Genomic DNA, 25,948 nt, shown 5'->3' on the forward strand with positions numbered 1-25,948 from the left:
CTCCCGAGTAACATCTCATTGTCCTACTAGTATTTCGGAAATTATGAGGTGGAAATGAATGCAATTGAAGCGGAGAAGATAAATAAAATATAGCAGATTCGAGCCGATTAGGCATATTTACTCAAAAGAGGCGTTCTTTCAAGTGCCAGCAGCGTTTCCTTGATAATCCGGGCGAGTAACCGACCATACTTCCATTTGCCCCGATCACTCGATGACATGGAACAACGATAGGAACGGGGTTTTTATTATTGGCCCCGCCGACCGCTCTTGCCGCTTTAGGTTCGCCGATTGCAACAGCAATATCCTGGTACGCCGCTGTCTGACCGTAAGGGACATCCAGCAGCGCTTTCCAAACCTTAAGTTGAAACGGCGTTCCTTTTAGCTCCAGAGGAAGGCTGAAGGTTGTCGTATTTCCTTGGAAATACTCATTCAGCTGCCGCACCGCCTCAATAAGCAATTCGTCATTGTCATCTCTTACGAATCCGGCTTTGGGCCACCATTTGTTTCCCCATTTAAAAAGTGCCGTATCGCGAACTTGCGAGCTGCCGAAATCAATTCGAGCGATCCCTCGCTGGCTTCGGCAAATGCTTAGGGTGCCGACAGCACTTTCCATTTCCGTCCACTTCAGCTCCGTCGGAGCTTGAAGAGGCGATTCATTGTGCCTCATTGACCTCCCCCTTGCTGTCGTTTCTCGGCAATCGATAATAGAGCGCGCTCAATCGCAGCTTTAACCTCGTCATCCTCTTCAGATAACGATGCGGATTGTAGACATTGCTCTGCCTGTTCACCGCCGATCCGTCCGAGCGCCCACGCGGCGGTTGCACGCAACACCGGCCGTGGATCCTCCCGCAGCATGCGGTTTATATCCGGAACGGATTCGGTATCGCGGAAGTTGCCGAGCGCAATGAGCGCATTTCGCTGAATGGGTTTGCGCCCGCGCCAGGATGCTGAACTTTCCCCGAACTTCTCTTTGAATTCTCGATTTCCCATGGTCAGAAGCGGCCGCAGAAGCGGCTTTGCCGTTTCGGGATCTGGAAGCAGCTCCACGTGGTGTCTCACATCGACTCCCCGGTTATGAGGACATACGATTTGACAAGTATCGCAGCCATACAGACGGTTTCCGATTTTGACCATCAGCTCGTCTTCAACGATACCTTTGGTCTGGGTGACGTAAGAGATACATCTTTGCGCATTCAGCTCCCCGGGACCAACCAACGCCCCGGTAGGACAGGCATCGATGCAAATGGTACAGTCTCCACAGCCCTCTTCCACCGGCTTGTCCGCCGGCAGCGGCAGGTTGGTGATCATTTCGCCGAGGTATACCCATGAACCCCATTCTGGCGTGATGATTGCGGCGTTCTTGCCGCTCCAGCCGATACCCGCACGTTCCGCCACTGCGCGGTCGGATAGAGCTCCCGTATCCACCATGGATAACAGCCGCGCATCCGGCACCCTGTCATAAAGCCAGCGGGCGAGCTTATCCAGACGAGCCCTTAATGCATCATGGTAATCCTGGCCCCACGCGGAACGCGAAAGAATCCCCCGCCGCTTGCCGGGTTCGGAGACCGGCGCGCCTTTCAATTTAGAAGGATACGCGACGGCAATGGCGATAATGGAACGCGGCTCGGAGAACAGCAAGGCCGGATCTGTCCTTTTGTCCAGATCCGGCTCTTCAAAGCCCGATTCGCGTCCCAGCTCCCGATGACGAATAAGGCGATCCTTCAGCTCCATGAAAGGGTCCGCCGTCGTCACTCTGATTTTGTCAATGCCGAGCATCGGTGCTGCGGCGATCATTTCTTCTTTTAACTCCCGCCAATAAGCGGTGTCTCGTTCATTCACCGCAACGGCCATATTAGATCCCTCCCGGGCTGTCGATTACGACAACCGGGCAATCGCTTCGCGCGCCATAAGGTCGCAATGATTGTTGAGTTCGTTGTCGCTGTGCCCTTTTACTTTAATGTATTCCACTTGATGCATGTTCATCAGCTCGGCGAGTTTTTCCCAAAGATCCCGATTCTCGACAGGCTTGTTCTGGCTGTTCCGCCATCCGTTGCGGATCCACCCTTTCATCCAGCCCTGTTGAAAGCAGTTGACCAAGTAAGCCGAGTCGCTGTGCAGCTTCACCTTGCAAGGTTCTTTCAGCCGCTTCAACGCTTCGATCGCTGCCGTAAGCTCCATGCGGTTATTCGTAGTTAATGTCTCGGCGCCTGAAATGTCCTTGCGCTTATCTCCGAACATGAGCACCGCGCCCCAGCCGCCCGGACCCGGATTACCGGAGCAGGCTCCATCTGTGTAGACGATAACTTCTTTCACTGCGGATTCCCTCTTTCCCAGCTACAGCCATGCCCAGCGCGTAATCGGCCATAAGATCACATCCGCGCGGCCTTTGATGATATTTTCCGATATTTCTTTGAAATGGCGACTGTCCCTGCTCGCGCCTTGGCGGCGGTTGTCTCCCATTACAAAATAGTGTCCGGGACTTACCTTGAAAGCCGGAACATCTTCATATTCGATCTTCGAATCGGTATAAGGCTCAATTGTAAGCTGCCCATTGCGATAGAGCTGCCCGTTCCGGATCTCCAGCGTGTCCCCGGGCACTCCGATAATCCTTTTCACGAGATATTGCTTGTCGTCAGGACCCGGATCTTTGAAAATAACAATGTCTCCGCGCTCTGGCTTGCCGAATTCGTATACGATTTTATTAATGAACAGCCATTCTTTCTCGTACAACGTAGGTTCCATGGAGTAGCTTTTCACCGTGGACAGCTGGAATACGAACGCCCTTAAAAGCAGTACGATTACGAGAGCCACAATTAACGCTATGGCCCAATCCCACAATTCCTTGCGCCAACCGGTCATCCGCGGTTTGTCGGTCCCGCGCGCTCTTCCCCTCGGAGGGGAGGAGGAATCCGTTTGATTGATCATGGGTGCTGTCTCTCTCCTTCACGGCTCAGCTGTTGTTTCCACTGCTCATAATAGCTTCTTATGGCATCATCACCGAAAGGAGAACTCTGTCTGGCTATCGTGTCCTGCAGGGTCGCAAGACCCGCTTCCACTTGAGCCTGCACGGCTTCGCTGTAGCGATACGTGTCCTTGTGGCGGAGAAACTCATCCCGGTCAAGTTCAAGCACAGTGCCGTTCGGCAAGAGGACGACATCCAGGTCATAATCGATATAAGTCAACACATCTGCGTAACGGTACGGAGGTGACGCCAGGTTACAGTAATACCGGATACCCTTGTCTTCGAGCAAAGCAACGACATTAAACCATTGATCCTGCATGAAAAAGGATACGGCGGGTATGCGGCTGACCCACTGCTTGCCGTCTGCTTCAACAATCGTGGTTTGGTCGTTCAAAAAAACCCACATCGATTCCGATGCATGCTGCGGGTATAACCTTCCCTCAGGCACCTGCCAATTTTCCAGCCACATCCGATGGAGAGAGCCGTCATGCTTGAAGCTTTTGATTATACAACGCTGGTACGACTGATCTGCATTGGCCATGACGGCATGCCTCCGGTGTAATCCTTCAAGATGTTGCCGCGTAAGGCGTGCGGCAGTGCACATTTACTATAAGAAAAGCATATCTCCCCGCCAAAAGCAATGGCGCACAAGATATGCCTTCAATGAGTCCTTACAATCGCATTGCTTAGCCTGCCACAATCGACAACGGCTGCGACATACGAGCGAAATCGAGCTGTCTTGAACCGAGCGATTCATAGAACGGACGAAGCAATTCGTTATGCTTGTCCCCTGCGATCATGACCTTCAGCACATTGCGTTGACGGAAGCGGTTGTCCATGTTGGCTACCAATGCTCGTCCAACACCTTGGCGCTGAAATTGCTCCTTCACGGCAATGCGATATACATAACCCTTCTGCTGATCAATCGTTCCGATTAGGACGCCGGCAAGTGTACCGGCCTGTTCCGCGACCAGGACCAGATCACTGTCCCAAGAAAGCTGCCGCGCAAATGGACCCATCGTCTCCTCGCAGCACTCCTCCGATAACACTTCTTTCAGAAGTTCGGAAACGGACCGGTAGTCCGATAATTGAAAAGAACGAATTTGCATGTCAGAAGTCCCCCAAGCAGAAAGTTTACATTCGCTTAACGTATGTTTAATTTTACGACAATTTATTGAAATATCTAGTTCTTTTTTAACAAAAATCTAAATTTATTTTATGTAAATATTAGATATTACTATGAAAACGCTTTAAAGTGGTGATTATGGCATGATCCTGATACTTAATGGATGATTATCGCTTTTTTTCGTGAATTTTGGCTTGTTCCTCCTTCGATTCGTTTAGCGCAAAAACTTTTTGGGTAATAATAAAAAAGTTGTACCCAAACGTGGATTTGTCGAAACAGGCGCACGATTCGACTTTAGAAACATCCTCGTTGATTTACTATAAAAAATAAGGGATAATACATTGAGAGCTACATAAGAAAAATCAATTTAGGAGGTTTTCTTTAATGGCACATGAATTACCAGCGCTCCCGTATCCGTTCAATGCATTGGAGCCGCACATCGACGCTCAGACGATGGAGATCCATCACGACCGTCACCACAACACTTACGTAACAAACTTGAACAAAGCACTTCAGGATTCCGCTCCGAATTTGCTGGACAAGAGCGTTGAAGATCTCATTTCCGACCTTAACGCAGTTCCTGAAAACATCCGCACTGCCGTTCGCAACAACGGCGGCGGTCATGCCAACACACGTTGTTCTGGCAGATCATGAGCCCGAACGGCGGCGGACAGCCATCCGGCGCTTTGGCGGATGCGATTAACAGCGAGTTCGGAAGCTTTGATAAGTTCAAGGAACAATTCGCAGCAGCAGCGACAACCCGCTTCGGCTCCGGCTGGGGATGGCTGGCTGCCAAGAACGGCAAGCTGAAGATTTACAGCCTGCCGAACCAAGACAACCCGATCATGGAAGGCGACACGCCGCTTCTGGGTCTGGATGTATGGGAACATTCCTACTACCTGAAATATCAGAACAAACGCCCTGATTACATCGCAGCGTTCTGGAACGTCGTCAACTGGAACGAAGTAAGCAGACGTTTCGAAGCAGCGAAGTAATTGTAAACACCGCTCGAATCCCGAACGTGGGATGCGAGCGGTGTTTTTTTATGTGTGTGGTAACACTTTTGTGGCTCTCTCTAGCCATTTGACACTCCTGCAGCACATTGACCCCCTCTAACCATTCGAAGCCTACTCCAGCCCCGCGTTAGTCTACTTTCCGTACTATCTCCGCCTTTTGCTCCCACTCTAGCCCTCAGTTAGTCTATTTTCCATACTATCTCCGCCGTCTGCCCCTCCTCTAGCCCTCAGTTAGTCTATTTTTTAGACTATCTCCGCCATTTTCCCTTACTCTAGACCCGCGTTAGTCTATTTTTTGTATTATTTCCGCCATCTGCCCCTCCTATCTCCCCCTCCTCTAGCTGTCCGTCTTTCCAAAATAAAAAACCGCGTCAGCGGCTGCAAAAAAAACGGCGCACTGTCACGGTTTAGATGGCTTGTACATGCCAATAAAGTATTGCGTTAACACTTTGCGAAAAACATTCGGCCACACATAGTTTTCAAAATCATCCGGTCCGACCCATTGATAATGCGGCGGCAAGATCGCACTCTCTTCAGCCTGAAGCACGGCACTCATCACCCGGATGTTCCAGTGCAGGTGAGTGAACGTATGCTGCGCATCGCCTATATGATCCACAGCCTTTATCATTAAGCCTTCCTGCGCGAATTCCTGCTCAAGCCACGAACAGCCGGATTCCACCGAGTCCCACACGGACTGACCGGGAGCTTCCAGATGAGGCAATTCCCACATCCGTGCTAAAAGTCCGGTCTTAGGACGCTGCCTGACAAGAACTTTACCGGATCGGATGCCCGTTCCCTCCACTAACGCAGCTAGTCTAAGTACGAATTTAGGCGGCTTCGCTTTTGTTTTTACCGGCAGTTCCGACTGGCGCCCCTGCAATCTCGCCGAGCACATTTCCCGTACAGGGCAGGTCGGGCATGCTGGAGACTTCGGAGTACAGATCATGGCTCCTAGTTCCATCAAGGCTTGGTTGAAATCCGCAGCTTTGCCATGGGGAATAAGCTCTTTTGCCACCCCCTCGATGCGGACGCGCGTGGCCGGGCGGGCGATGTCATCTTCCAGTCCAAAAAACCTGGAAAGAACCCGCATCACATTCCCATCCACCGCAGGCTCCGGCTGATCAAATGCAATGCTTAAAATCGCGCCCGCGGTGTAAGGTCCGACCCCTTTTAAACCCGATACTTCTTCTTTCAGTCTGGGAACTTCGCCTCCGTACCGGTCCACCACTTCCCGCACGGCAGATTGCAGGTTGCGCGCCCGGGAGTAGTAGCCCAATCCTTCCCAATGCTTGAGCACCTCTTCTTCGGGCGCTTCGGCCAATTGCCGGACGGAAGGAAACCGGTCGACAAAACGGTTGAAATAAGGAATGACCGTATCCACACGAGTCTGTTGCAGCATGATTTCGGACACCCAGATATGGTATGGGTCCCGTGTCCGCCGCCAAGGCAGATCCCGGCGCTCCTTCTCGTACCAACGAACGAGCTCGCTGCTGAAATAATGCTTGTTGTTACTCACTTAAGGCCGCTCCCTCCCTTAAGCTGAGCGCCGGAAGAGCCGGCTGCCGCCTGTTTGCGGTATCGGCTGGGTGTCAATCCGGTCTGGGCTTTGAACATGCGCGAAAAATAATAGATTTGCATACCCACCCGACACGCGACGTCAGACACATTACACTCCGGCTGCAAAAGCAGAGCCTTGGCTGTTTCCATCCGCCGCTGGTTCACATACTGTATCGGTGAGCAGCCCAAAATCCCCTTGAAGAACACGATGAAGTAGTTCGGATGCAGAAAAACCTGTTTAGCCAAATCTTCCACCGTAATGTTATCCGCCAAATGCTCGTCTATATATTTAAGTACAATATCAATCTTTTGCAAATCCTGGGTCGGAGATCCTTCCTGAATAATACCGGGCAAATGCTCCAAAAACACGCTGACCAGCTCCAGCATGCAGGCTTTGATACGCAGCCTTGAAGTTAAGTGATCCCGCGCCATCTGCTCGATTAACTGGTCGAAGAGCGCCGAAGTTGATTGAAAATCGGACACCTGAAGGTAAAATGGAATCTTCAGCGTGCGGTACAAGTCGCGATCCCCGTATGTTCCCCGAAAATGACACCATTGTATCGTCAGCGAAGCATCCGGTTCTACGGAAATTCGATGTGACATTCCGGACAGCAGAATACAGAACATTCCCTTCACGAGAGGAATCTCCTTACCCTGCACGATCAAGCGCCCTTCTCCTTCTCTGACGAAAAGAAACCGGTCGCAATCATATGTAATTTCGCGTTCTTTCAGAGAGGAGCGGCTGACCTGCGTTTCAGAAGCAGCTGCAACTTCAATCTGCATGTGCTCCAAATGTTTCATCATGATAGTCAAATAAGTCGTCGTCATGTAGAGTGCTCCCCGTGTTCTTGCGAGAAATAACGTTTCCCATATACCATCCATTATACGTTAGTAGACCTACAAGCGTAAATTTGCAAAAAGATATTTTGTTATCCAAATTATGTATATACAAAAAGCCCGATTGGTTGGCTCTCTATGCGGGCTGGCGAGACTATGACTCGATGATCGCGGTGGCCGCGGCCAAAGAGCGTTCGTGACTGATGGCTACGTGTATATGAAATGTTTTGTCCGTCCATTGCAGCCTGCTGACGGCTGCTTCGGACAAGGTGCAGTGCGGTTTACCTTGACGATCAGATAACAACTCAATGTCTTGAAAACCGACGACTCTGCCAATGCCGCATCCTAAAGCTTTAGCGGCAGCTTCTTTGGCGGCGAACCTGCCGGCGATAAACTCCAATGCGCGGCGCGCAGGCAGCGCCGACCATCTGGAACGTTCCTGCACCGTCAGTATTCTGGCCGCGAAGCGTTCCTTGCTTGGCCCTGCCATTATGCCCGCGATGCGCTCCAACTCGACGACGTCCAACCCGACTCCGACAATCATACCGTCTTAAATGCCGGGGATAGGCACGCGCTTATGCTGTGTACGTCGGTAATGTTTCTCCAAAGTTTCGCGCGCCTTCGGATCGATTTCTTTACCTTCCAAATAATCGCTGTTGTCGTCATAGCTGACTCCCAATTCGCCTTCATCCGTTTGGCCTTCCCACAACCCGGCAGTCGGCGCTTTATTGAGTACTGACTCGGGAACGCCAAGGCGCTTGCCGATCTGGCTGATTTGACGTTTGTTCAAGCTGCTCAGCGGCGTGATGTCGACAGCTCCGTCACCCCATTTGGTGAAGAAACCGGTCAACGCTTCAGATGCATGGTCGGTGCCCACTACCAGCAGATTCAGGTCAAAAGCCAGCGCATATTGAACGACCATCCGAGTGCGCGCTTTTACATTGCCCTTGCCTCCACGGCTTAGGTGGCGCGACATATCCATTGCTTTGAATGCGTACTCCGTTTCCAGCACAATCTCATCCACCGCTTCAGCGATGTTCGTTTCCACTTTATATTTCAGATCGAACGCATCCGCGACGGCATAGCTATGTTCGATATCCTCTTGCTCTTCATAGGGCTGGAAGACACCGAGCGTCATATATTCCTTACCGGTTTCCTGCGACAGCTCGTCCGTCGCCCGCTTGCATAATCCGGTGGCCACAGCGCTGTCGAGGCCTCCGCTTATCGCAATCAGCAGCCCTGATGTACCTGATTGCTTGATATAATCCTTAAGGAAGTCCACCCGCCGCTTGATCTCCTCATCCACATCGATCGTCGGCTTGACACCCAGCTTTGCAATAATTTCCTGCTGCAAAGACATCTCTCATTCCTCCTATGGTTGCGGGGGCAAGATGCTGTTGAGCCCCTCTTATATTTACGTATGTAAGGCGGTTTTGCAGCCTTACAGCTCGGTTCGCGAGCGGTTTGCATCCTGTAAGGCTGATAGTTAGCCTTACAGCTCGGTCGCGAGCGGTTTGCATCCCTGTAAGTCCGGTCGTCAGCTTTACAGCGCAATCCGCAGGCGCATTCGCACCGGCCTGGCAGCAACCCGGCTTGTCCGCCTTATAAAAACATCCCGTGGGCTCGGTCATACTGACCGAACGTCCGGGATGTGAGAGTCTTACCGGCAGAAGCGGTCAAAAGCAGCCGTGAGGTCGGCGGCAATGTCGGCAGCGCTGCGGTTCTCGATCTGGTGTCTTTCGATAAAATGGACAAGCTCGCCGTCCTTGATCAAGGCAATGGACGGTGAGGAAGGAGGATAAGGTGCGAGATATTCGCGGGCCTTGGCAGTTGCTTCCTTATCTTGTCCGGCGAATACGGTGAACCCGTGATCCGGCAATACATCGTGCTGCAGCGCTTGTGCAACGCCTGGGCGCGCTTGGCCTGCAGCGCAGCCGCATACGGAGTTGACGACAAGCAGCGAAGTGCCCGAAGCCGTAGGAAGAGTCTCTTCCACTTCCTCAGGAGTTCTCAATTCTTTAATACCCAGCCGGGTCAGTTCATCACGCATCGGTTGAACCATGTCCAGCATATATCTTTCGAAAGACATCGACATATAGTGCCCTCGCTTTCAGGAGTTCTTTATTCGCGGTGTTTCCGCTTCTTATTATTATACGCCGCGCTGCAAGCTCCGTCAAAAAAAGGAAGCCCGGCGATTGACTTCGGAGCATCTGCAGTTAACCCCCTGCATCTCCGCCGTCACCGGGCATTCATCTATGGCTCGTCATGTACTTCGGGCACAGGGAAAAATTCATCGTCGTCCGGATCCGAGTCTATCGATGTCTGACGGACGGGATGCATGAATATCGCAGAGGCCGGAGCTATTCCACGCTCGAACAGATCGCGATTCTCCTGTGTGCGAAAGCCCACGTCCTTATAGGGATGCACCCATTGATCGCCGGACATGATGGAAGGATCCGTATCTCGGCTCCACTGTTCCAACGGCGAATCAGGCGACGCGTAATCGTGATCGCCGATCCATACACCGTAATCGTTGACGAACGGCTCACGCGGTCCCGGCTTGTCGCGGAAATCCGCTCGAAAGTCGATCTCGAACGGATCCAATTGCGGGTCGTCGCGGCCTTGGGCAGGTTCATTGCCGGCATCATACCTGTTCGGATCGTTAGTCATCACACGGCATCCTCTGCCTGTCCATTATGTTCTCGGACTAACCGGTCCGTCGAGTTTCTTATCGTATGCCGGGGACCGCGGATCAGACGGGCTGGCATGGAACACCCTCCTTATCTGGTTGGATCTTCCTATAGTGTGCACCGGATCGCAGCCAATTACACAGCGATGGCCTCCGGTTTATTGAAGGATACGATAAAAGTAGTGCCCTTACCCACCATCGACTCTACGCGGATTTTGCCGTTATGGCGTTCCACGATGCTGAGGCACAATGCCAAACCCAGCCCCGTACCGCTCGCTTTCGTCGTATAGAAAGGCTCGAACAGGCGCTCAAGAGTCTCTGCCGGCATGCCTACACCATTATCTATAACACGCAGCTCTACGGAATCCGCCAAATTCCGTGTCTCAATGCGCAGAACGCCGCCTTTATCGTTCATCGCTTCCATGCCGTTGCGGGCCAAATTAAGAATTAACTGTTTGATTTCCTTACAGTTAAAGTCCAACCAGTCTATGTTCTGACACATCTGCAGTTCAATGGTTTGACCCCTCATGTTCGCGTCTGCCCAAATTAACGGCAGAAGCTCACTGAGCAGATTATGAAGGTTCGCCGGCTCTTTTTCGATAATACGATTCTGAGCGAGTGACAAGAAGTCGTTAATAATGGCATTTGCCCGGTCCAGTTCTTCCAATACGATGCGAAAATAATACTGTTGATCTTCCGAGCCGCGTTCATTCAGGAGCTGCACGAACCCGCGTATGACGGCCATCGGATTGCGAATTTCGTGCGTGATGCTAGCCGCCATTTGGCCGACGAGGCTGAGTCTCTCCATCCGGCCGATTTCGTCTTTCAGCAGCTGCAGCTCCGTCACGTCGTGCCCGATAAACAAAATACCTTCCGAACTGCCGGCAGCAGCATCCTTCACAGGACAACATACGGTGTAGAAGCTTCGCCCGCGCGTCGTGACCATTTCGGTCACCCGCTCTTCCCCTTGCATAACCCTGCCGACCGGACAAGATTCAAACTGCATATCGATTTTTTCTACCAGATACCCGAAGCTTTCATTGATCACATCAATCCGGTTAACCGGCGACATCAGCTTCAGAGTGAGATCGTTGACATGTGTGACGAGCCCTTTATCATTCAGGAACACGACTATTAAAGGGGTATTGTCGATAAACTGCTGAAGTCTGCGAACTTCATTGCCGTAGCTTAATGAAACGTCGCGAACCTCCGCCTGCATCTGCACCCTCTCGAAAGCCATTTCGGTGAAATGGACGGCGGTGCCGGATACAAATAGAACAGCGAGTCCATAGACCATCGTCAGAAAAATATGAAATAAAATGGTGTTGAATTCGGAATCGGCAATGCTGTACAAATAGGAGAAAAACGCCAACAGCAGCATCATTATGCACAGGGTATATGTAAGTTTGATACGACCGCTGCGTGAGCTTCGTCGGAACGCGGCGATGCGGGAAAATAAAACGGGCAGAAAAATAGCTGTATCGATATAAAAGATAATATAGTCCAATTCAGTGGACAGTTCGCCGGTGCGAAGGATGACATACACGATCGAGAGGGCAGCGGCAGAAGGAATGCCGCCGTACAGAGAACCGATCAGCAGGGGAACAAACCGGAAATCAATATGCTGGCCTTGCTCTGTTACTGTGGAGTAATGCATGGTCAGCACCATGGAGAGGGCGCACAAAACAGCCAGAAATACGTTTGCATAACGGGTCCGCTCAGCCCTGTCGTGCCAAACCAGGAACAAAAATACAGGAAACAAAGCGATGAGAATCTGGAGCATCGTGTCTTTCCACAAGTGTCGCACCCCCTGGGAGCATATCGCAACATGTCGGATTTACAAGAAATTTACACCTAAATTAAAGCATAATTTTCCAACGGTTACAAATAAAAAAGCCCGCGAGGACCCATTTGTAATGTGTCTCACGGATTCTTTTATGGATAACTCACGGCGCTTGTCAAATCTCCGTCAAACTGTCCAAAATCTCCTGCAGACTAAGCTCCGCACAAGCCATGGACGTATCCGCCACCCCGTAGTACATTTTGACGATGTCCCCTTCTACCAAAGCGCCGCAAGAGAACACGACATCCCCGAAGAAACCGTTCCTCTCATATTCAGCTTCCGGCTCCAGTATCGGCTTGAGAGATCGCGCAACGACATGGGAAGGGTCGTCGAGATCGAGCAGAACGGCTCCCATACAGTATCGATGCTCTTTCGAGGCTCCATGGTACAGCTCCAGCCACCCTTTATCCGTACGGATCGGCACGGCGCCCCCGCCGATTCTGCCCCAGTCCCACATCGCTTCCCGCAGGCCGATCAAATGCTTATGATTGCCCCAGTGGATCAGATTTTCCGACTCCGCAATCCATATTTCCGGCGAGCCGATGCTCTTCATCGTTGGGCGGTGGAGAGCGTAATATTTGCCGTTCACCTTCTCCGGGAAGATGAGCACATCCTTGTTGTCGGGACAGAAAATCATGCCGTGACGCCGGGCACTTTCAAAATCCTTGGTGGAAACCATCGATACCCCGATTCCGTTCGGAGAAACAACGGAAAAGTAAATATAATAGGTATCCCCGATTTGCGTAACTCGCGGATCTTCAATTCCGAATACCTCCGACTTGTCCGACGGATAAATAAACGGCTGATCATCGACAGTGAATCGTCTGCCATCCTTACTTCGCGCTATGCGGATATAGGAGATGGAAGTCAAATAGGCAAAGCCGACATTTTGCGTAACGTCTTTCACGACTCGCGGATCGGCAAACTCGTATCGCACATCGTCCTTGCGAAGACGGATCAATTCGAGCGTTCCCGTGTCGGGATTATAGATCGGCGCTTGCACGATATTCGGATCATCGCTGATCGGACGTTCCGCGACCCGAAGAAACATCAGCACTTCGTCCTTATATTTGGCGATGCCCGCATTAAAAGTTCCGATCACTTCAAATCCCTCATGAAACGGTTTGACATCCGCCGGTGTTACGATCGGATTTTCCTCATATCGATAAATCCTCATTTTGATGATTCCTTATATGCATCGAGTTGTTTTTGATATTCCTGGATTACTTTATCGATTCCCGCAGCTTTCAGCTTATCCAGAGCGCCTTTTATACTGCTGTCATAGTCCTTGACTCCGCGATAGATCGGCAGTACGTCAGACACATACACAGCCTGCACATTCCCCATCTCCGCCTTCACCGGTGTCGGATCGAAGAAGAAGTCGGCGGCGAAGAAGTTTTTCGCTTCCGTGTCCGCTACATAGAGCTTTTTGCTGGCGCCGGTGAGCGTCTGGTCTACCCGGATGAAGTTGAGATTTCCGATCATCCAATCATCCTGTATATATAAAGGCATATTCGTCGCCGGGTCGATTACCGATTCCACGCCTTTGTCCCCGACCTTTTTGTAAGTCTTGCCTTCAATTCCATACATGAAGAGATCATAGTTTTCCTGGTTATCATAGAGCCAGTTCAGGAATTTCACGGATTCTGCCGGGTGTTTGCTGTTGGCTGCCACGACATTGATATTTTTGGCGTTGACCATGCGATAGCGAGGTTTTTCCGGATTCAGGCGAATGAGCTCAATGTCTTCATCTTTGATATCCGGATAGGTTTTCTGGATACCGGTAAACTTGTTCGGCGTGCCCAGCATGAATACGAATTTACCTTCGTCGATCTGCTGCTTCACTTGCTCCTGCTTCACGGTGAGCACATCCGGATGAATCAATTTCTTCTGGTAAGCTTGTTTGAACCAGGAGGCATCCTGCTTGAACTCGTCCGTTTCCACCCAGTTTTTGACCACGCCGTCCTGGCCGATGTATGCGATGTTGTCGCGAACGGTGAACGGATAAGTATCGTACGTGCGCTGGAAAATATCCGCCGGGCCGCCGACTCCTCCGCGAATCGGAACGGTAAGCTTCATGTTCAGCTTGCTGTTCACTTGCTCCATGGCGTTCATCAGATCATCGCGATTTTTTATATCACCGGTCACACCCGCTTTATTAAGCAGGTACTTATTGATAGTGAGCGAGCCGTCCACCGCGGATTCGTACCAGTATGCCGGCACACCGTAAATCTTGCCTTCTTTTTTCACGCTGCTCCAGACGGAATCCGGTATCACCTTTTTCAAATTCGGGCCGTATTGGTCGACCTCTGCCGTAATGTCTTTCAGCGCGCCCCGGCCGGCGTAGTTCGCCAGTCCGACAAGGTCATTCATGACATGGAACATATCGAAGTCTTCTTTGGTCGAGAGCTTCAGATTGATTTTTTGCTCCCATGCGCCCCAGTCGATGTACTCTTTCTCGATGTTAATATTCAGTCCATCCGCGACCAATTTCTCGTTGACCGCTTTTTGAACCGTAGGCCATTCCTTCGGCTGTGTCCCCGGAAGCACATATTTGATCGTGACGACTTCCCCGCTGCCGCTGCTGCTCGTTCCCGAAGCCGCTCCCCCGTTGTCCCCGACCGCTCCATAGCAGCCTGAAAGCATCGCAATCAACATAAAACTGGACAATACAAGCACCGATATTTTTTTTCAAATGGACCCTCTCCTTATAATGGATTGAAATGATTTCTAGCCTTTAACTGAGCCTACAACCAGACCTTTGACGAAGTACCTTTGCAGATACGGGTAAAGGAACACAATCGGACCGATCGTCATTATGACCGTAGCCATCTTGGCCGATTCGGCCGGCATCGTATAACCGGAGTTCGCTCCGGTCGGCAGCATCTCCAGCATCTGAATGTTCGAACGGAGCTGGAACAGGATATACTGCAGCGGATACAGGTTTTTGTTGTCCACCAGCATGATGGCGTTAAACCAATCGTTCCAATAACTGAGCGCGTAGAAAAGCGACACCGTTGCCAGAACGGGCATGCTGAGCGGCATATAAATCTGGAACGCAATCCGCAGATCGTTGGCTCCGTCTATGTAAGCCGATTCGCGAAGTGCGCCCGGCAGGCTCTCCATGAAATTTTTGACGAGAAACATATTAAAGGCGTTAAACATGAGCATAGGCACAATGAGAGCAAGCAAGTTATCTTTCAGCCCCAATTGCACGTTCATTAAGTACCAGGGAACAATCCCCCCTTGGAAAAGCATCGTGATGAAGAAATAGAGCGCGAGGAAATTGCGGTACCTCACATTCGGATTGGACAACGGGTAAGCGGCGAGCGCCGTTATGATCAACGCCAATAGGGTGCCGACGACGGTAACCGTGATAGAAACCAGATAACCTTTGAAAATAATCGCGCTGTTCACAAAAATCGTGCGGTAGCCGTCGAGCGACCATTTTTCCGGAAACAGGCTGTACCCGTTCTTCATAATGCTTTCCTCAGCCGAGAATGACACGATCAGCGTAAGCAGGACAGGAAGCAAGCAGGCCACCGAGAACAATGTCAAAATGGTATAAATAACGATCGTACCCGCACGGGAGCTATGACGATTACGCATCAATACAGCGCCCCCTCTTTGAAATATCTCCGCGTTATCCAGTTCGCCGTGAATACGAGCACGAGCCCGACAGTCGACTGGAATAAACCGACCGCTGCGGCATTGGACGGGTCGCCGATCTGGCGCAAAGAGCGGAATACATAAGTATCGATAACGTCCGTCGTGGGATATAACACCCCGTTATCCCCGATGATCGCGTAGATCATCCCGAAGTCGCCGTAAAAGATTTTTCCTAGATTGAGCAGCGTGAGAATAACGATCGCGGGAGCGATGAGCGGGAGTGTAATCCGAAACATTTTCTGCCACCTGGTAGCTCCGTCGATATCGGCGGATTCGTACAGAGACTGGTCGATGCCGGCGATTGCCGCAAGATAGATGATCGAACTCATGCCCGCCTCTTTCCATACTTTCATCCCGACCAGAATGGACGGCCAAGCCTCCGGCTTGGAATACCAGTTCACGGGTTCTCCGCCGAAGGCGGTTATCATCTGGTTAATGATGCCGTAATCCATAGTGAAAAAGCTGTACATCATGTAACTGACGATAATCCAGGACAGGAAGCTCGGGAAAATCATCGTCGTCTGCGCGAATTTGATGAATAACCGGCTGCGGATTTCATTGAACAGCAAGGCAATTGCGACCGCGAAGAAAGTAACAAAGAGTAGAAAGAGGAGGTTCAATTTAATGGTGTTTAAAGTCACCACAACCGCCTCGCTGGAGTTGAAGAAGAACTTGAAGTTGTCAAAGCCGATCCATTCGCTGTTCAGCAGCCCTTTGGTGTAATCGAATCTCTGAAATGCAATGAGCAAGTATGGATATGCCGCGTACGAGAATAGAAACACATAGACCGCCGCGGGAAGCACGAGCAGATAGGAGTAACGGTTTCTTATCAGCTCGCGGAAAAAGCCGATTCTTTTCGCGGGTCTGAGCGGCCTTGGTGGAGTATGTGCGTCTCTCTGTGTCTGTGGAACCGTTTGCATTGAGGACCACCCCATATTTATGATTCAAAAAAGCGACTAAGCCCGCAGGTTCACGCGCTTAATCGCCTAGTTGTCACCCCGCAACGCACGATTGTGCGGAAAAGGGCGATTCACCGTACTCTCTTATTAAACTTCTGCGGAACATTTGAAACAGGCTGAACTCTTGGATTTTGTAGTCCGTTTACGCCGTGGTAGAATTTATAGAGGTTAAAAATGACGGTGTACTGAGGAGTTACTGCAATGATGTACGATGTGATCGTGGTTGGCGGGGGACCCGCGGGCCTTATGGCCTGTGTGGCGGCAAGCGCGGATGGAAGCCGCGTTCTGCTCGTCGACAAGGGCGACAAGCTGGGCCGCAAGCTCGGGATCTCGGGAGGCGGGCGCTGCAACGTGACGAACGCCAAAGAAATGGACGAGCTGATTAAACATATACCGGGTAACGGCCGCTTTCTGTACAGCGCTCTTTCGATGTTCGGCAACCGTCAGATCATGGCGTTCTTCGAAGGTTTAGGAATCGAGCTGAAGGAAGAAGACAACGGCAGAATGTTCCCTGTGTCGGATAAAGCATCGACTGTAGTTAATGCGCTGATCAATAAAGTACGTGAACAAGGTGTGGAGATCCGGACCGATTCGCCGGTAGAGGAAGTGTTGTTCGAGGACGGCCGGGTGGCGGGAGTACGGCTTAGAACCGGGGAAGCGGTACGAAGTCGGGCGGTCATTCTCGCAGTCGGCGGGAAATCCGTGCCCAAAACCGGCTCGACCGGCGACGGTTACGCCTGGGCGGAGAAAGCGGGCCACACCATTACAGAGCTGTATCCGACGGAAGTTCCGATTACATCGGGTGAAAGCTGGATCCGCAATCGCGAGCTGCAAGGGCTGTCTTTGCGGGATGTGGAATTAACGGTCTATAACGGCAAAGGTAAAGCGGTGATCTCGCACAAAGGGGATATGATTTTCACGCACTTCGGCTTGTCCGGTCCGGCGGCTCTGCGCTGCAGCGGTTTTGTCGTTCGCACCCTGCGCGATGGCCGGGGACCGGTTGAGGTCGGCATCGATTTGTTTCCCGGCACTTCGGAGGGTGCGTTGTTGGAGGAATGGTTGGGATTGGCGCGGACAGAGCCTCGCAAAGCTTTAAGGAACCTGCTGCGCCAAAAGCTGCCGGAGCGGTTAGTGCCTTTGATTCTGCGGTTAGCGGAAGCAGACGGCGACACAGACGGCGCCAACGTGTCGAAGGCTTCGTGGCAGAAAATTGCGGGCTTATGCCATTCGTTGCGAGTTTCAGCGAACGGGACGCTTAGCATTGAAGAGGCTTTCATTACCGGCGGCGGGGTTCATGTGAAAGAGGTCGATCCGAGAACGATGCAGTCGAAGCTCATGCCGGGTTTGTTTTTCTGCGGCGAGATACTGGATATTCACGGATACACCGGCGGGTACAACATCACCTCCGCCTTCGCCACCGGCCATTGCGCCGGCACCGCCGCCGCGGAGCTGAGCCGCGCTCAGCAGGACTGACTGCTTTTGGGTTTAGCGGGAAATCCTCCTGCTAATTTCCTCTACTCAGGCTGTTACGGCACATTAGATGGAAATCCTCCCGATAATTCAGCTGGAAACAGCCATTCCAAGCAATTGACAGCCAATTAGATGGCGATTTTCCAGTTACTTTGTCCGGGCACGGTGCCACGAATAAATTAGCTGGAGGTTTTCCAGTTGATTGTGCGCTAAGCTGCTGCAGCCACTAACGCGTGCGCTCGAGCCCACCGATGACCGGTTTTTCAGACTAACTCATCCTTCCGCACCTCCTCGAGCCTCGAGATAACCCGTTTTTCCGGTTAACTCAGCCTTGTCCGCCGCCTCGAGCCCAGAGATAGCCGGCTTTTCCGGTTAACCAAGCCTTCCGCGCCTCCTCGAACCCCGAGATAACCAGTTTTTCCGGTTAACTCAGCCTTGCTCGCCCCCCCTAACAAAAAAAGCTCCAATTCCTGGCGATCCCAGGACTAGAGCTTTTAGAAGTAACGATAATGATATTTGCTATGTAGCTTGAAAATGATCATATGGCTCGTCGTCCCGCCTGAAATCATCGCCATTTGCCGTTGCTGTCGGGCGGGCATCATCCGACCAATTGCCGTCTTGCGCGGCGATATCCGCATCACGGTAATCCTCCTGCCAATCCTCGTTCACCGTATGTGCCGGAATTGGGATGCTGTCCAAACAGTAAGCGGCATTTGTGATATCCACAACTTCAGCCGGCGCATGCTCCACCAGCTGGCCGCCGCAGCTTTGCACGATCTCGAGCGCGGAGGTCAAATCCTCGTTCTCGACATGAATATGAACACGTGCTCCCTCATGCCGCTGCGGTTCATAACCCAATTCTTCCAGTGTATCTGCGGCTCTCCTTGCGGCAGAGTCTTCGGGAAACTTGAACATCAAGGCTGCATGATTCATAGATAATCGACTCCGTTTCCAGATATTCGGTTAACATCCCGGATAGCATACCCCGTTGCGGACACTCCCTATGCGTCCGCCAACTGATCCGATAGATACAACACTCACTTCGACAACATCTACGACTAAGCTATCGGTCCTTACTCTTCATTCCAATCATGCGAAGCGCGGCACGTTCGATCCAGCTCCAAGGAAGATAGTTTTTGGCCGCTATCATTTTCTTCTCTCCGCTTCCCGGTAAATACCGGAGCTTCGGCTTGGGGTCGTTTAGAGCCCGGTATATCGTTTGAGCAACCTTAATCGGATCCCCGCCGACGGTAGCGGATTGCTTCAGCATGGGCTCGATGCGCTTATACAGTTCATAATAAGGTGATCCGGGCTCCGGGAGAGCGATGGCATCCATACTTTTACGCCAGATGGCTGTCCGGTACGGACCCGGCTGTACAATGCTCACTTGGATGCCCAAGCCTGCAAGCTCCAATCGGAGAGACTCACCTAGGCCCTCGAGCGCATGCTTGGAGGCGACATAGGGACTCAGTGCTGGAAACCCGATGCGGCCGCTGACGCTGCTCACCAGTACGATCCGTCCGGATTGCTGCCGCCGCATGGTTGGGAGAACCGCTTGGATCACTGCAACCGCGCCGAAAAAATTCGTCTCAAATTGTTCACGCCATAAGCTCAATGGTATCTCTTCAGCAAAGCCGCCTGCAGCATAACCTGCGTTATTCAGCAACGCATCGATTTGTCCCGACTGCTCCATGACTCGGTTAACCGCTTCATGGATTTGCTCCTGTTTGGTGACGTCCAAAAGTACGGGCCTTACCTTGTTATGTACCCCGCCATCCCGCGCAGTACTCATCAACTCCTCAGCACGCGCCATGTCCCGAACACCGGCGTATACGACCCATCCTTTTTCCGCTAATAAAATCGAAGTCAGCAACCCGAAACCGCTGGAAGCCCCCGTCACCAAAGCGACTTTCTCCTGCAGCCCGTCACTCACACTGCCACCCCCTCCATTAAATAAGAAGAGCCTCCTCCCGGTTTGCGGCCGGGAACTGCGGAGGCTGTTGTTCTGTATTGCCGTTTAACTGCGGAAAGATTGCAGCGATTGGTTAACGGCCTTAGTCTGGTAATAAATCTGTTGATAGATACGGAACAATTGCCCGTAACGCTGGCTTGCTTTTTCATTAGGAGTATACACTTTTGCTTTCTTGACGAAAACCTCTCCGCACGCATCAAGGCTCGGGAACCAGCCGCAGCCGGCAGCAGCCAGCATCGCCGCTCCAAGACCCGGACCCTGCTCGTTCTCCAAAGCCACCACGTCAGCCCGGAAGATATCGGCCTGCATTTGCAGCCAAACCGGGTTTTTGGCCCCCCCGCCGATGGAAACGATCGTATCGATCTGCTTGCCTACCGCCCGGAAAATATCGACCGATTCGTTCAGCGAGAAGGTGATCCCCTCCATAACCGCACGTGCAAAGTGCGCGCGCGTATGGCTGCCATCGATGCCGATGAAGCTGCCGCGAATGACGGAATCGGCATGCGGCGTTCGTTCCCCGACGAGATAAGGTGTGAAGAGAAGCCCCTCCGCTCCCGGAGAAATATGTTCTACTCCTTGCAGCAGCGAGTCGTAGGATTCCCCTTTCGCAAACGTGTGGCGGAACCAGCTGAGCGAGTAGCCGGCAGCCAGCGTAACGCCCATCGCATAGAACGCGTCCGCTTTGGCGTGATTGAAGAAATGCACTTGTCCCTTGTAGTCGGAACCGGCATCCTCTTCATAAGTCAAAATGACACCCGACGTTCCTATGCTGCAGAGGGTATGACCCGGTGACAAAATGCCTGCGCCTACAGCGCCGCAAGCGTTGTCGGCTCCGCCGGCGAATACTTTCGTCGCCTGGGATAGTCCGGTCAATGAGGCCGCTTCCGATGTGAGTGTTCCGGCGAGTCCACCCGCTTCAATGAGCGGCGGACAGAACCCGAATGAAATCTCGAACGCGGACAGAACCTCCGGGCTCCATCGTTTATTTGCCACATCCAGCATCAACGTGCCGGCGGCGTCGGATAGATCCACATGTATTTCGCCGGTCAGACGGTAGCGCACATAGTCTTTCGGCAGTAAAAACCTGACGGCTTGTCTGAAAATGTTCGGCTCGTGCTCGCGTACCCAAAGAATTTTGGGCAGCGTAAAGCCTTCGAGCGCAGGATTGCGTGTAATGGATAATAACGTGTCTTCGAGCTTCCGCTCGATTTCGCGGCACTGCTCGGTGGTGCGCGTGTCATTCCACAGTATGGCTCTGCGGATCGGTTTATGATTCTCGTCCAACAGGACAAGACCATGCATTTGACCGGAAAAGCTGATGCCCTCGATGTCTTGCGGATTCACACCCGAGCCGGACAACAGATCATTAAGAGAACCGAGAGTGCCCTCGACCCAATCATCGGCATTCTGTTCGCTCCAGCCGGATTTATCATGATAAAGCGGATATTCCCGCGTTGACTCGGCTTTAACCGTGCCGTCTTGTGCGACAAGCAGAGTCTTCACCGCGCTGGTTCCCAAATCCACGCCGATCACATACTTCATACGCTGAAAATGATATCGTTCAAAGCAGATTTGAGCTGCTCGAGGCGGCCCGACTCATTTTAATCGGCTTGGCTTGCAATGCGTAGGCTTCCAGCGACTTCAGAGTGGCTTTACCGGAGACGATATCCGCGCCGATGCCTTCTTGGAAGCTGCGATAACGGTTTTCGACGATTTCGTCGAGCACGCGCTCATCGATGAGCTTGGCTGCAGCTTTCAAGCCGCGGGCGAATGTATCCATACCGGCAATGTGAGCGAAGAACAAATCTTCGTCCTCGAAGGAGGAACGGCGAACCTTCGCATCGAAGTTGATGCCGCCGCGGCCGAGACCGTCGTTCTTAAGTACTTCGAACATGGCTAGTGTGGTGGATACGAGATCCGTAGGGAACTCATCGGTATCCCATCCGAGCAGCAGATCGCCTTGGTTGGCATCGATGGAACCGAGGATTCCGTTAATGCGGGCTGTGCGCAGTTCATGCTCGAACGTATGGCCGGCCAGTGTCGCATGATTAGCCTCAAGGTTGAGCTTGAACTTGTCCTTCAGGTCATAGCTTTGCAAGAACGCAAGTGCCGTAGCCGCGTCATAATCATATTGATGCTTGGTCGGCTCCTTGGGCTTCGGCTCGATGAGGAACTGCGCATCGAAGCCGATTTCTTTCGCATAATCCACAGCCATATGAAGGAAACGCGCCAGATTGTCCTGCTCCAGCTTGAGGTCGGTGTTAAGCAGCGATTCATAGCCTTCTCGGCCGCCCCAGAACACGTAGTTCTCCGCTCCGAGCTCTTTGCCGATTTCCAAACCTTTTTTAACGGATGCAGCTGCATATGCGAACACATCTGCATTGTTGGATGTGCTTGCGCCATGTACATACCGAGGGTTGCTGAACATATTCACGGTGTTCCAAAGCAGCCTTTTGCCGGTCGACTTCTGGTAATCCTTCAGCATAGCGACGATAACGTCGAGATTTTTGTTCGTCTCTGCGAGCGTTGCGCCTTCCGGCGCGATATCGGCATCGTGGAAGCAGTAGAAATTGACGTTCATTTTCTCAAGAAACTCGAAATTCGCTTCAACGCGCGCTTTCGATCTGTCGAGCGGGGACAGGGAGTCCCAGCTGCGGACGGCCGTGCCTACGCCGAACGGGTCGGCGCCGCTTGCGTTAAAAGTATGCCAGTAAGCGACCGCGAAACGCAGATGCTCTTCCATCGTTTTGCCGAATACCGTCTCTTGCGGGTTATAATGTTTGAATGCAAAAGGGTTTTTGGAGCTGCGGCCCTCATACTGAATCTTGGGCACATTAGGAAATTTACTCATTGCAAAATTCCTCCTTGTAAGCGGTATCAATTAATTGCGTGACTCAAGGATAGCATGGTGGTACTTAGTTTGTCTATCCAATAAACAAAGTCGCCGACCTTCGTTTATGATATGATTGGCGTACTAGTTACATGAGGGGTATAGGGAACTTATGAGCGCACCGACGGGGGATCAGGCTTTAATAAAAAGAATGAATACGGCGATTGTCTTGGAGTCCATTCTGCGGGGGGCTCCCCTTTCGCGTGCGCAAATATCGGAACGGAGCGGGTTGAATAAAGCCACGGTGTCGAGTCTCGTTCAGGATTTGATCGATAGCTCTCTGGTGAGGGAAATCGGGCGGGGCCAATCCAGCGGCGGACGCAAGCCGGTCATGCTCGAATTCATCGCAACGTCCGGATATGCAATCGGCATTGACCTGGGCGTGAATTACATTCGAGGGGTATTGACCGATTTACAAGGTGCGATTGTGGCCGAAAGAACTTCCGCGCTTCGTCATTCCAAGCCGGAACCTGTGCTGGAAGAGCTGTGCCGGTGCATTGCCGAATTGATTGCCGAGGCGCCGAAGTGCGCGTACGGCATCGTCGGGATCGGCGTTGGAGTTCCGGGGCTTGTCGACGACAACGGCTCGCTGTTATTCGCGCCTAACCTGAAATGGCGGGACGTACCATTAAAACGGCTTCTGTCGGATCAATTCTGTTTACCCGTTACGATCGACAATGAAGCCAATGCCGGCGCGCTGGGCGAACAAAAATACGGCGCCGGCCGGCAGATTCCCAACCTCGTCTATGTGAGTGTCGGCATGGGGATCGGAACGGGACTCGTTCTGAATAAGTTACTATATAAAGGCGCATCCGGCTTCTCAGGTGAAATGGGACATATTTCGGTGGAAGCTCATGGTAAGCCGTGCAGCTGCGGCAACCAGGGATGCTGGGAAATGTACGCCTCGGAGCTGGCGTTGCTGGAAAGCGCGCGTCCGCTCGGGTTTGACGATCTGGAAAGCTTGCTTGCTGCGGCGGCCTCAGGGCGGGAGGATGTTCTCGAGCTGTTTCAGGGCATCGGCGAGTACTTGGGTATAGGCATTGCCAATATCGTTAATGTGTTTAACCCCGATGCCGTCATCATCGGCAATCGCATGAGCCAAGCGAGGCCTTGGATTGAGGAAACGCTGCGCCAAACGGTGATCCGGCGGGCGCTTGGCTTCCACCTGCGCAACGTGCATCTACTTTTCGCCGAATTGGGTGAGCGTTCTGCCATGATGGGAGCTGCCGAAATGGCCATTGCCGGCTTTTTCGCCCGATTAAAAACGGTTTGAATGAAATCGTTTTATGCTGCAAGAAATTTATGGTATAAATAATTATATGTTTATATGAAAATTCAATTAACTAGATGAACGATTCACTGCGGAAAAGAGGTTTCAACGATGCATGATAAATTGGCGGATATGGCTGAGCTTCTGAAGCTGCTTGGGGATCGGATGCGTCTGGCGATCCTGGGCTTACTGCAGGAGCGCGAGCTGTGTGTGGGAGATATTGTGGAATTGCTGGGCACAAGCCAACCGAATGCAAGCCAGCATCTGCGGAAACTCAAAAGTGCCGGGCTCGTAAGAGAATACAAGCGCGGGCAATGGGTGTATTACTCGTTAAACCTGAACGATTTCCCGGATTTGCGAATCTTCTTGTCCCAGCTGCCCGGGCGCAAAGAACGGCTGATTTCCCTCGCCGAATTACCGGACAGAAAATGAATGGTTTCAGACCGAATGATTGATGGTGCAAGTGTGATGCATTTCAACGTTAATTCAAGTTTCAGCGGCGGATGAACGTATTAGCGTCAGGGTGCCTCGGCAGGCGGAGTTAGTACATAAACTAGACTAACTCTGTGCTCGAACCCGCTCGACAGGCGGAGATCGTACATAAATTAGACTAACTCGGTGCTGGAACCCACTCTGCAGGCGGAGATAGTCCAAAAACTAGACTAACTCCGTGCTCGAACCCGCTCCACAGGCGGAGATAGTACGCAAAATAGACTAACTAGATACTCGAACCCGCTCGGCGACGGCAGATAGTATGATTTACATCGTTGCACACCGGATTACATGAAAACTGCCCCCATGTCTGGGGGCAGTTTCACTTTAATGTCCGCCGTGGCGGCCTTTGTGGCCGAAGCCTTTGCCGTTGACGATCTTTTCTGCAATCACCTGGGCATCGACGAGCTTCTTATCCGCCTGGGCCTGCGTCAACTTGCCGTCCTTGACCGCTTGATTAACCGCGGAAGTGATCGCAGCTTTTTGCGCTTCGATCAGCTTCTGTACGTCCACCTTCTGTTCTGCGGCAAGATCGGCCAGCGATTTGCCGTCTCTTAAACCCTGCTTGATCTCGTCGGTCGTTAGGCCGAGAACTTTAGACATTGCGGTGAAATCCTTGTACACATGAATTCCGCCATGGCCCACTTCACGCAAATGAGGCTGCGAGTCGATGATTTTATCCAGATTGTCGGCGAAATTCTTTTTGTGCTCTGCTACCCGCTTGTTGAAGGCGTCGGTCATCGTTTTCTTCAAGGCCTCGCGAGATACTCCCTGCTCCTGAGCAATTTGGGCCAATGTTTTGCCTGCTTGAACCTTTTCCTTAAAAGCCGCCTCATCCAACTTCAATAAATCCAGCACTTCTTGCGATACGAATCCATGCCTGCCATGTTTCCCATGTTCCCAGCGGCCGTCCATCGCAGAACTCTCAACAGCCGTTACACTTGAACTTGTCCCTGCAGTTGATGTCCCTGCGGCCGATGACTCTACAGCGGTTGTCGCCGCATACGCGCTGAGCGGAATCATTACCGCAAGAGCCGTTGTAATACCGATCAACTTGACGTACTTTGTCATTTGATACTACCTCCCTGCTTATGTATGGTCTTACTATACCCATTATTGTGTTGTTTCCTTAAAATGGGATAAATAACACATTAACCGCAGATTAGAATTTACCCTTCTAACGAAAAAATCGCCTT

Annotated in this window: 24 protein-coding genes and 2 pseudogenes; 4 read left to right on the forward strand and 22 right to left on the reverse strand. The window is 51.9% G+C overall.

The window, feature by feature from the left end; translation table 11 throughout:
- Positions 1–121 precede the first annotated feature (121 nt).
- The 6 genes from SD71_RS25760 to SD71_RS01870 form a co-directional block, all read right to left on the reverse strand.
- A complete protein-coding gene (locus SD71_RS25760) occupies positions 122–667 on the reverse strand; it encodes a methylated-DNA--[protein]-cysteine S-methyltransferase (protein WP_041058825.1) in 546 nt (181 codons plus the stop codon).
- On the reverse strand, positions 664–1,851 hold the full coding sequence (gene queG, locus SD71_RS01850; RefSeq protein WP_041058827.1) for a tRNA epoxyqueuosine(34) reductase QueG: 1,188 nt from the start codon (positions 1,849–1,851) through the stop codon (positions 664–666). The genes SD71_RS25760 and queG overlap by 4 nt, the downstream gene beginning before the upstream one ends.
- A gap of 24 nt (positions 1,852–1,875) precedes the next feature.
- Positions 1,876–2,313 (reverse strand): ribonuclease HI, encoded by a 438-nt coding sequence (gene rnhA, locus SD71_RS01855; RefSeq protein ID WP_041058830.1) that lies wholly within the window; start codon positions 2,311–2,313, stop codon positions 1,876–1,878.
- A gap of 21 nt (positions 2,314–2,334) precedes the next feature.
- Entirely contained in the window at positions 2,335–2,925 is a 591-nt protein-coding gene (gene lepB, locus SD71_RS01860; protein WP_041058832.1) for a signal peptidase I, read from the reverse strand.
- Positions 2,922–3,503 (reverse strand): DUF402 domain-containing protein, encoded by a 582-nt coding sequence (locus SD71_RS01865; RefSeq protein ID WP_041058834.1) that lies wholly within the window; start codon positions 3,501–3,503, stop codon positions 2,922–2,924. The genes lepB and SD71_RS01865 overlap by 4 nt, the downstream gene beginning before the upstream one ends.
- 145 nt (positions 3,504–3,648) lie before the next feature.
- Positions 3,649–4,071: a GNAT family N-acetyltransferase gene (locus tag SD71_RS01870; RefSeq protein WP_041058836.1), complete on the reverse strand. Its 423-nt coding sequence runs from the start codon at positions 4,069–4,071 to the stop codon at positions 3,649–3,651.
- A gap of 401 nt (positions 4,072–4,472) precedes the next feature.
- On the opposite strand from SD71_RS01870, the pseudogene SD71_RS01875 reads away from it, so the two are divergent.
- Positions 4,473–5,083: pseudogene (locus SD71_RS01875) on the forward strand (superoxide dismutase).
- A 421-nt stretch (positions 5,084–5,504) separates the two neighbouring features.
- Here SD71_RS01875 and mutY read toward each other — a convergent pair.
- From mutY to SD71_RS01930, 11 genes are all read right to left on the reverse strand, one after another.
- Positions 5,505–6,620, reverse strand: coding sequence for an A/G-specific adenine glycosylase (gene mutY / locus SD71_RS01880; protein WP_041058838.1), 1,116 nt, complete (start codon positions 6,618–6,620; stop codon positions 5,505–5,507).
- Positions 6,617–7,489, reverse strand: coding sequence for a helix-turn-helix domain-containing protein (locus tag SD71_RS21820; protein ID WP_052475853.1), 873 nt, complete (start codon positions 7,487–7,489; stop codon positions 6,617–6,619). Before SD71_RS21820 ends, mutY begins: the two co-directional genes overlap by 4 nt.
- Before the next feature lie 163 nt (positions 7,490–7,652).
- Complete coding sequence (gene acpS, locus SD71_RS01890) at positions 7,653–8,042, reverse strand: holo-ACP synthase (RefSeq protein WP_041058843.1); 390 nt, start codon at positions 8,040–8,042, stop codon at positions 7,653–7,655.
- A 6-nt stretch (positions 8,043–8,048) separates the two neighbouring features.
- The gene (gene nadE / locus SD71_RS01895) at positions 8,049–8,858 is read right to left on the reverse strand and encodes an ammonia-dependent NAD(+) synthetase (protein ID WP_041058846.1); all 810 of its coding nucleotides are present in this window, start codon (positions 8,856–8,858) and stop codon (positions 8,049–8,051) included.
- A 300-nt stretch (positions 8,859–9,158) separates the two neighbouring features.
- A complete protein-coding gene (locus SD71_RS01900; RefSeq protein ID WP_041058848.1) occupies positions 9,159–9,593 on the reverse strand; it encodes a BrxA/BrxB family bacilliredoxin in 435 nt (144 codons plus the stop codon).
- A gap of 158 nt (positions 9,594–9,751) precedes the next feature.
- Positions 9,752–10,168: a DUF3905 domain-containing protein gene (locus SD71_RS01905; RefSeq protein ID WP_052475854.1), complete on the reverse strand. Its 417-nt coding sequence runs from the start codon at positions 10,166–10,168 to the stop codon at positions 9,752–9,754.
- Between the two features lie 155 nt (positions 10,169–10,323).
- A complete protein-coding gene (locus SD71_RS01910; protein ID WP_052475855.1) occupies positions 10,324–11,985 on the reverse strand; it encodes an ATP-binding protein in 1,662 nt (553 codons plus the stop codon).
- A gap of 160 nt (positions 11,986–12,145) precedes the next feature.
- Positions 12,146–13,207, reverse strand: coding sequence for a BtaManbiosPhlase (locus SD71_RS01915; protein WP_041058851.1), 1,062 nt, complete (start codon positions 13,205–13,207; stop codon positions 12,146–12,148).
- Positions 13,204–14,700 carry an extracellular solute-binding protein gene (locus SD71_RS01920; protein WP_152619308.1) on the reverse strand — a complete coding sequence of 499 codons (1,497 nt, stop codon included), beginning with the start codon at positions 14,698–14,700 and terminating at the stop codon, positions 13,204–13,206. The genes SD71_RS01915 and SD71_RS01920 overlap by 4 nt, the downstream gene beginning before the upstream one ends.
- Positions 14,701–14,760: 60 nt before the next feature.
- On the reverse strand, positions 14,761–15,639 hold the full coding sequence (locus tag SD71_RS01925; protein WP_041058855.1) for a carbohydrate ABC transporter permease: 879 nt from the start codon (positions 15,637–15,639) through the stop codon (positions 14,761–14,763).
- Positions 15,639–16,619 (reverse strand): ABC transporter permease, encoded by a 981-nt coding sequence (locus tag SD71_RS01930; RefSeq protein ID WP_082033987.1) that lies wholly within the window; start codon positions 16,617–16,619, stop codon positions 15,639–15,641. The genes SD71_RS01925 and SD71_RS01930 overlap by 1 nt, the downstream gene beginning before the upstream one ends.
- A 240-nt stretch (positions 16,620–16,859) precedes the next feature.
- Between SD71_RS01930 and SD71_RS01935 the strand changes: the two genes are divergently transcribed.
- The gene (locus tag SD71_RS01935) at positions 16,860–18,131 is read left to right on the forward strand and encodes a BaiN/RdsA family NAD(P)/FAD-dependent oxidoreductase (RefSeq protein ID WP_041058857.1); all 1,272 of its coding nucleotides are present in this window, start codon (positions 16,860–16,862) and stop codon (positions 18,129–18,131) included.
- A gap of 516 nt (positions 18,132–18,647) precedes the next feature.
- On the opposite strand, the gene SD71_RS01940 is transcribed toward SD71_RS01935, so the two are convergent.
- From SD71_RS01940 to xylA, 4 genes and pseudogenes are all read right to left on the reverse strand, one after another.
- Complete coding sequence (locus SD71_RS01940) at positions 18,648–19,061, reverse strand: hypothetical protein (protein ID WP_041058861.1); 414 nt, start codon at positions 19,059–19,061, stop codon at positions 18,648–18,650.
- Positions 19,062–19,191: 130 nt separating this feature from the next.
- The gene (locus tag SD71_RS01945; RefSeq protein ID WP_041058864.1) at positions 19,192–20,061 is read right to left on the reverse strand and encodes an SDR family oxidoreductase; all 870 of its coding nucleotides are present in this window, start codon (positions 20,059–20,061) and stop codon (positions 19,192–19,194) included.
- 84 nt (positions 20,062–20,145) lie between these two features.
- On the reverse strand, positions 20,146–21,642 hold the full coding sequence (xylB, locus tag SD71_RS01950; RefSeq protein WP_041058867.1) for a xylulokinase: 1,497 nt from the start codon (positions 21,640–21,642) through the stop codon (positions 20,146–20,148).
- Positions 21,639–22,951, reverse strand: a pseudogene (xylA, locus tag SD71_RS01955) (xylose isomerase). The gene xylB and the pseudogene xylA overlap by 4 nt, the downstream one beginning before the upstream one ends.
- A 151-nt stretch (positions 22,952–23,102) precedes the next feature.
- Here xylA and SD71_RS01960 point away from each other — a divergent pair.
- A complete protein-coding gene (locus SD71_RS01960; protein ID WP_041058870.1) occupies positions 23,103–24,263 on the forward strand; it encodes an ROK family transcriptional regulator in 1,161 nt (386 codons plus the stop codon).
- 108 nt (positions 24,264–24,371) lie between these two features.
- Positions 24,372–24,692, forward strand: a complete 321-nt coding sequence (locus tag SD71_RS01965; protein WP_041058872.1) for an ArsR/SmtB family transcription factor — start codon at positions 24,372–24,374, stop codon at positions 24,690–24,692.
- Between the two features lie 387 nt (positions 24,693–25,079).
- Here SD71_RS01965 and SD71_RS01970 read toward each other — a convergent pair whose 3' ends face one another.
- Entirely contained in the window at positions 25,080–25,823 is a 744-nt protein-coding gene (locus tag SD71_RS01970; protein ID WP_041058879.1) for a hypothetical protein, read from the reverse strand.
- Positions 25,824–25,948 lie beyond the last annotated feature (125 nt).

The sequence above is a fragment of the Cohnella kolymensis genome (assembly GCF_000829465.1).
Classification (GTDB): domain Bacteria; phylum Bacillota; class Bacilli; order Paenibacillales; family Paenibacillaceae; genus Cohnella; species Cohnella kolymensis.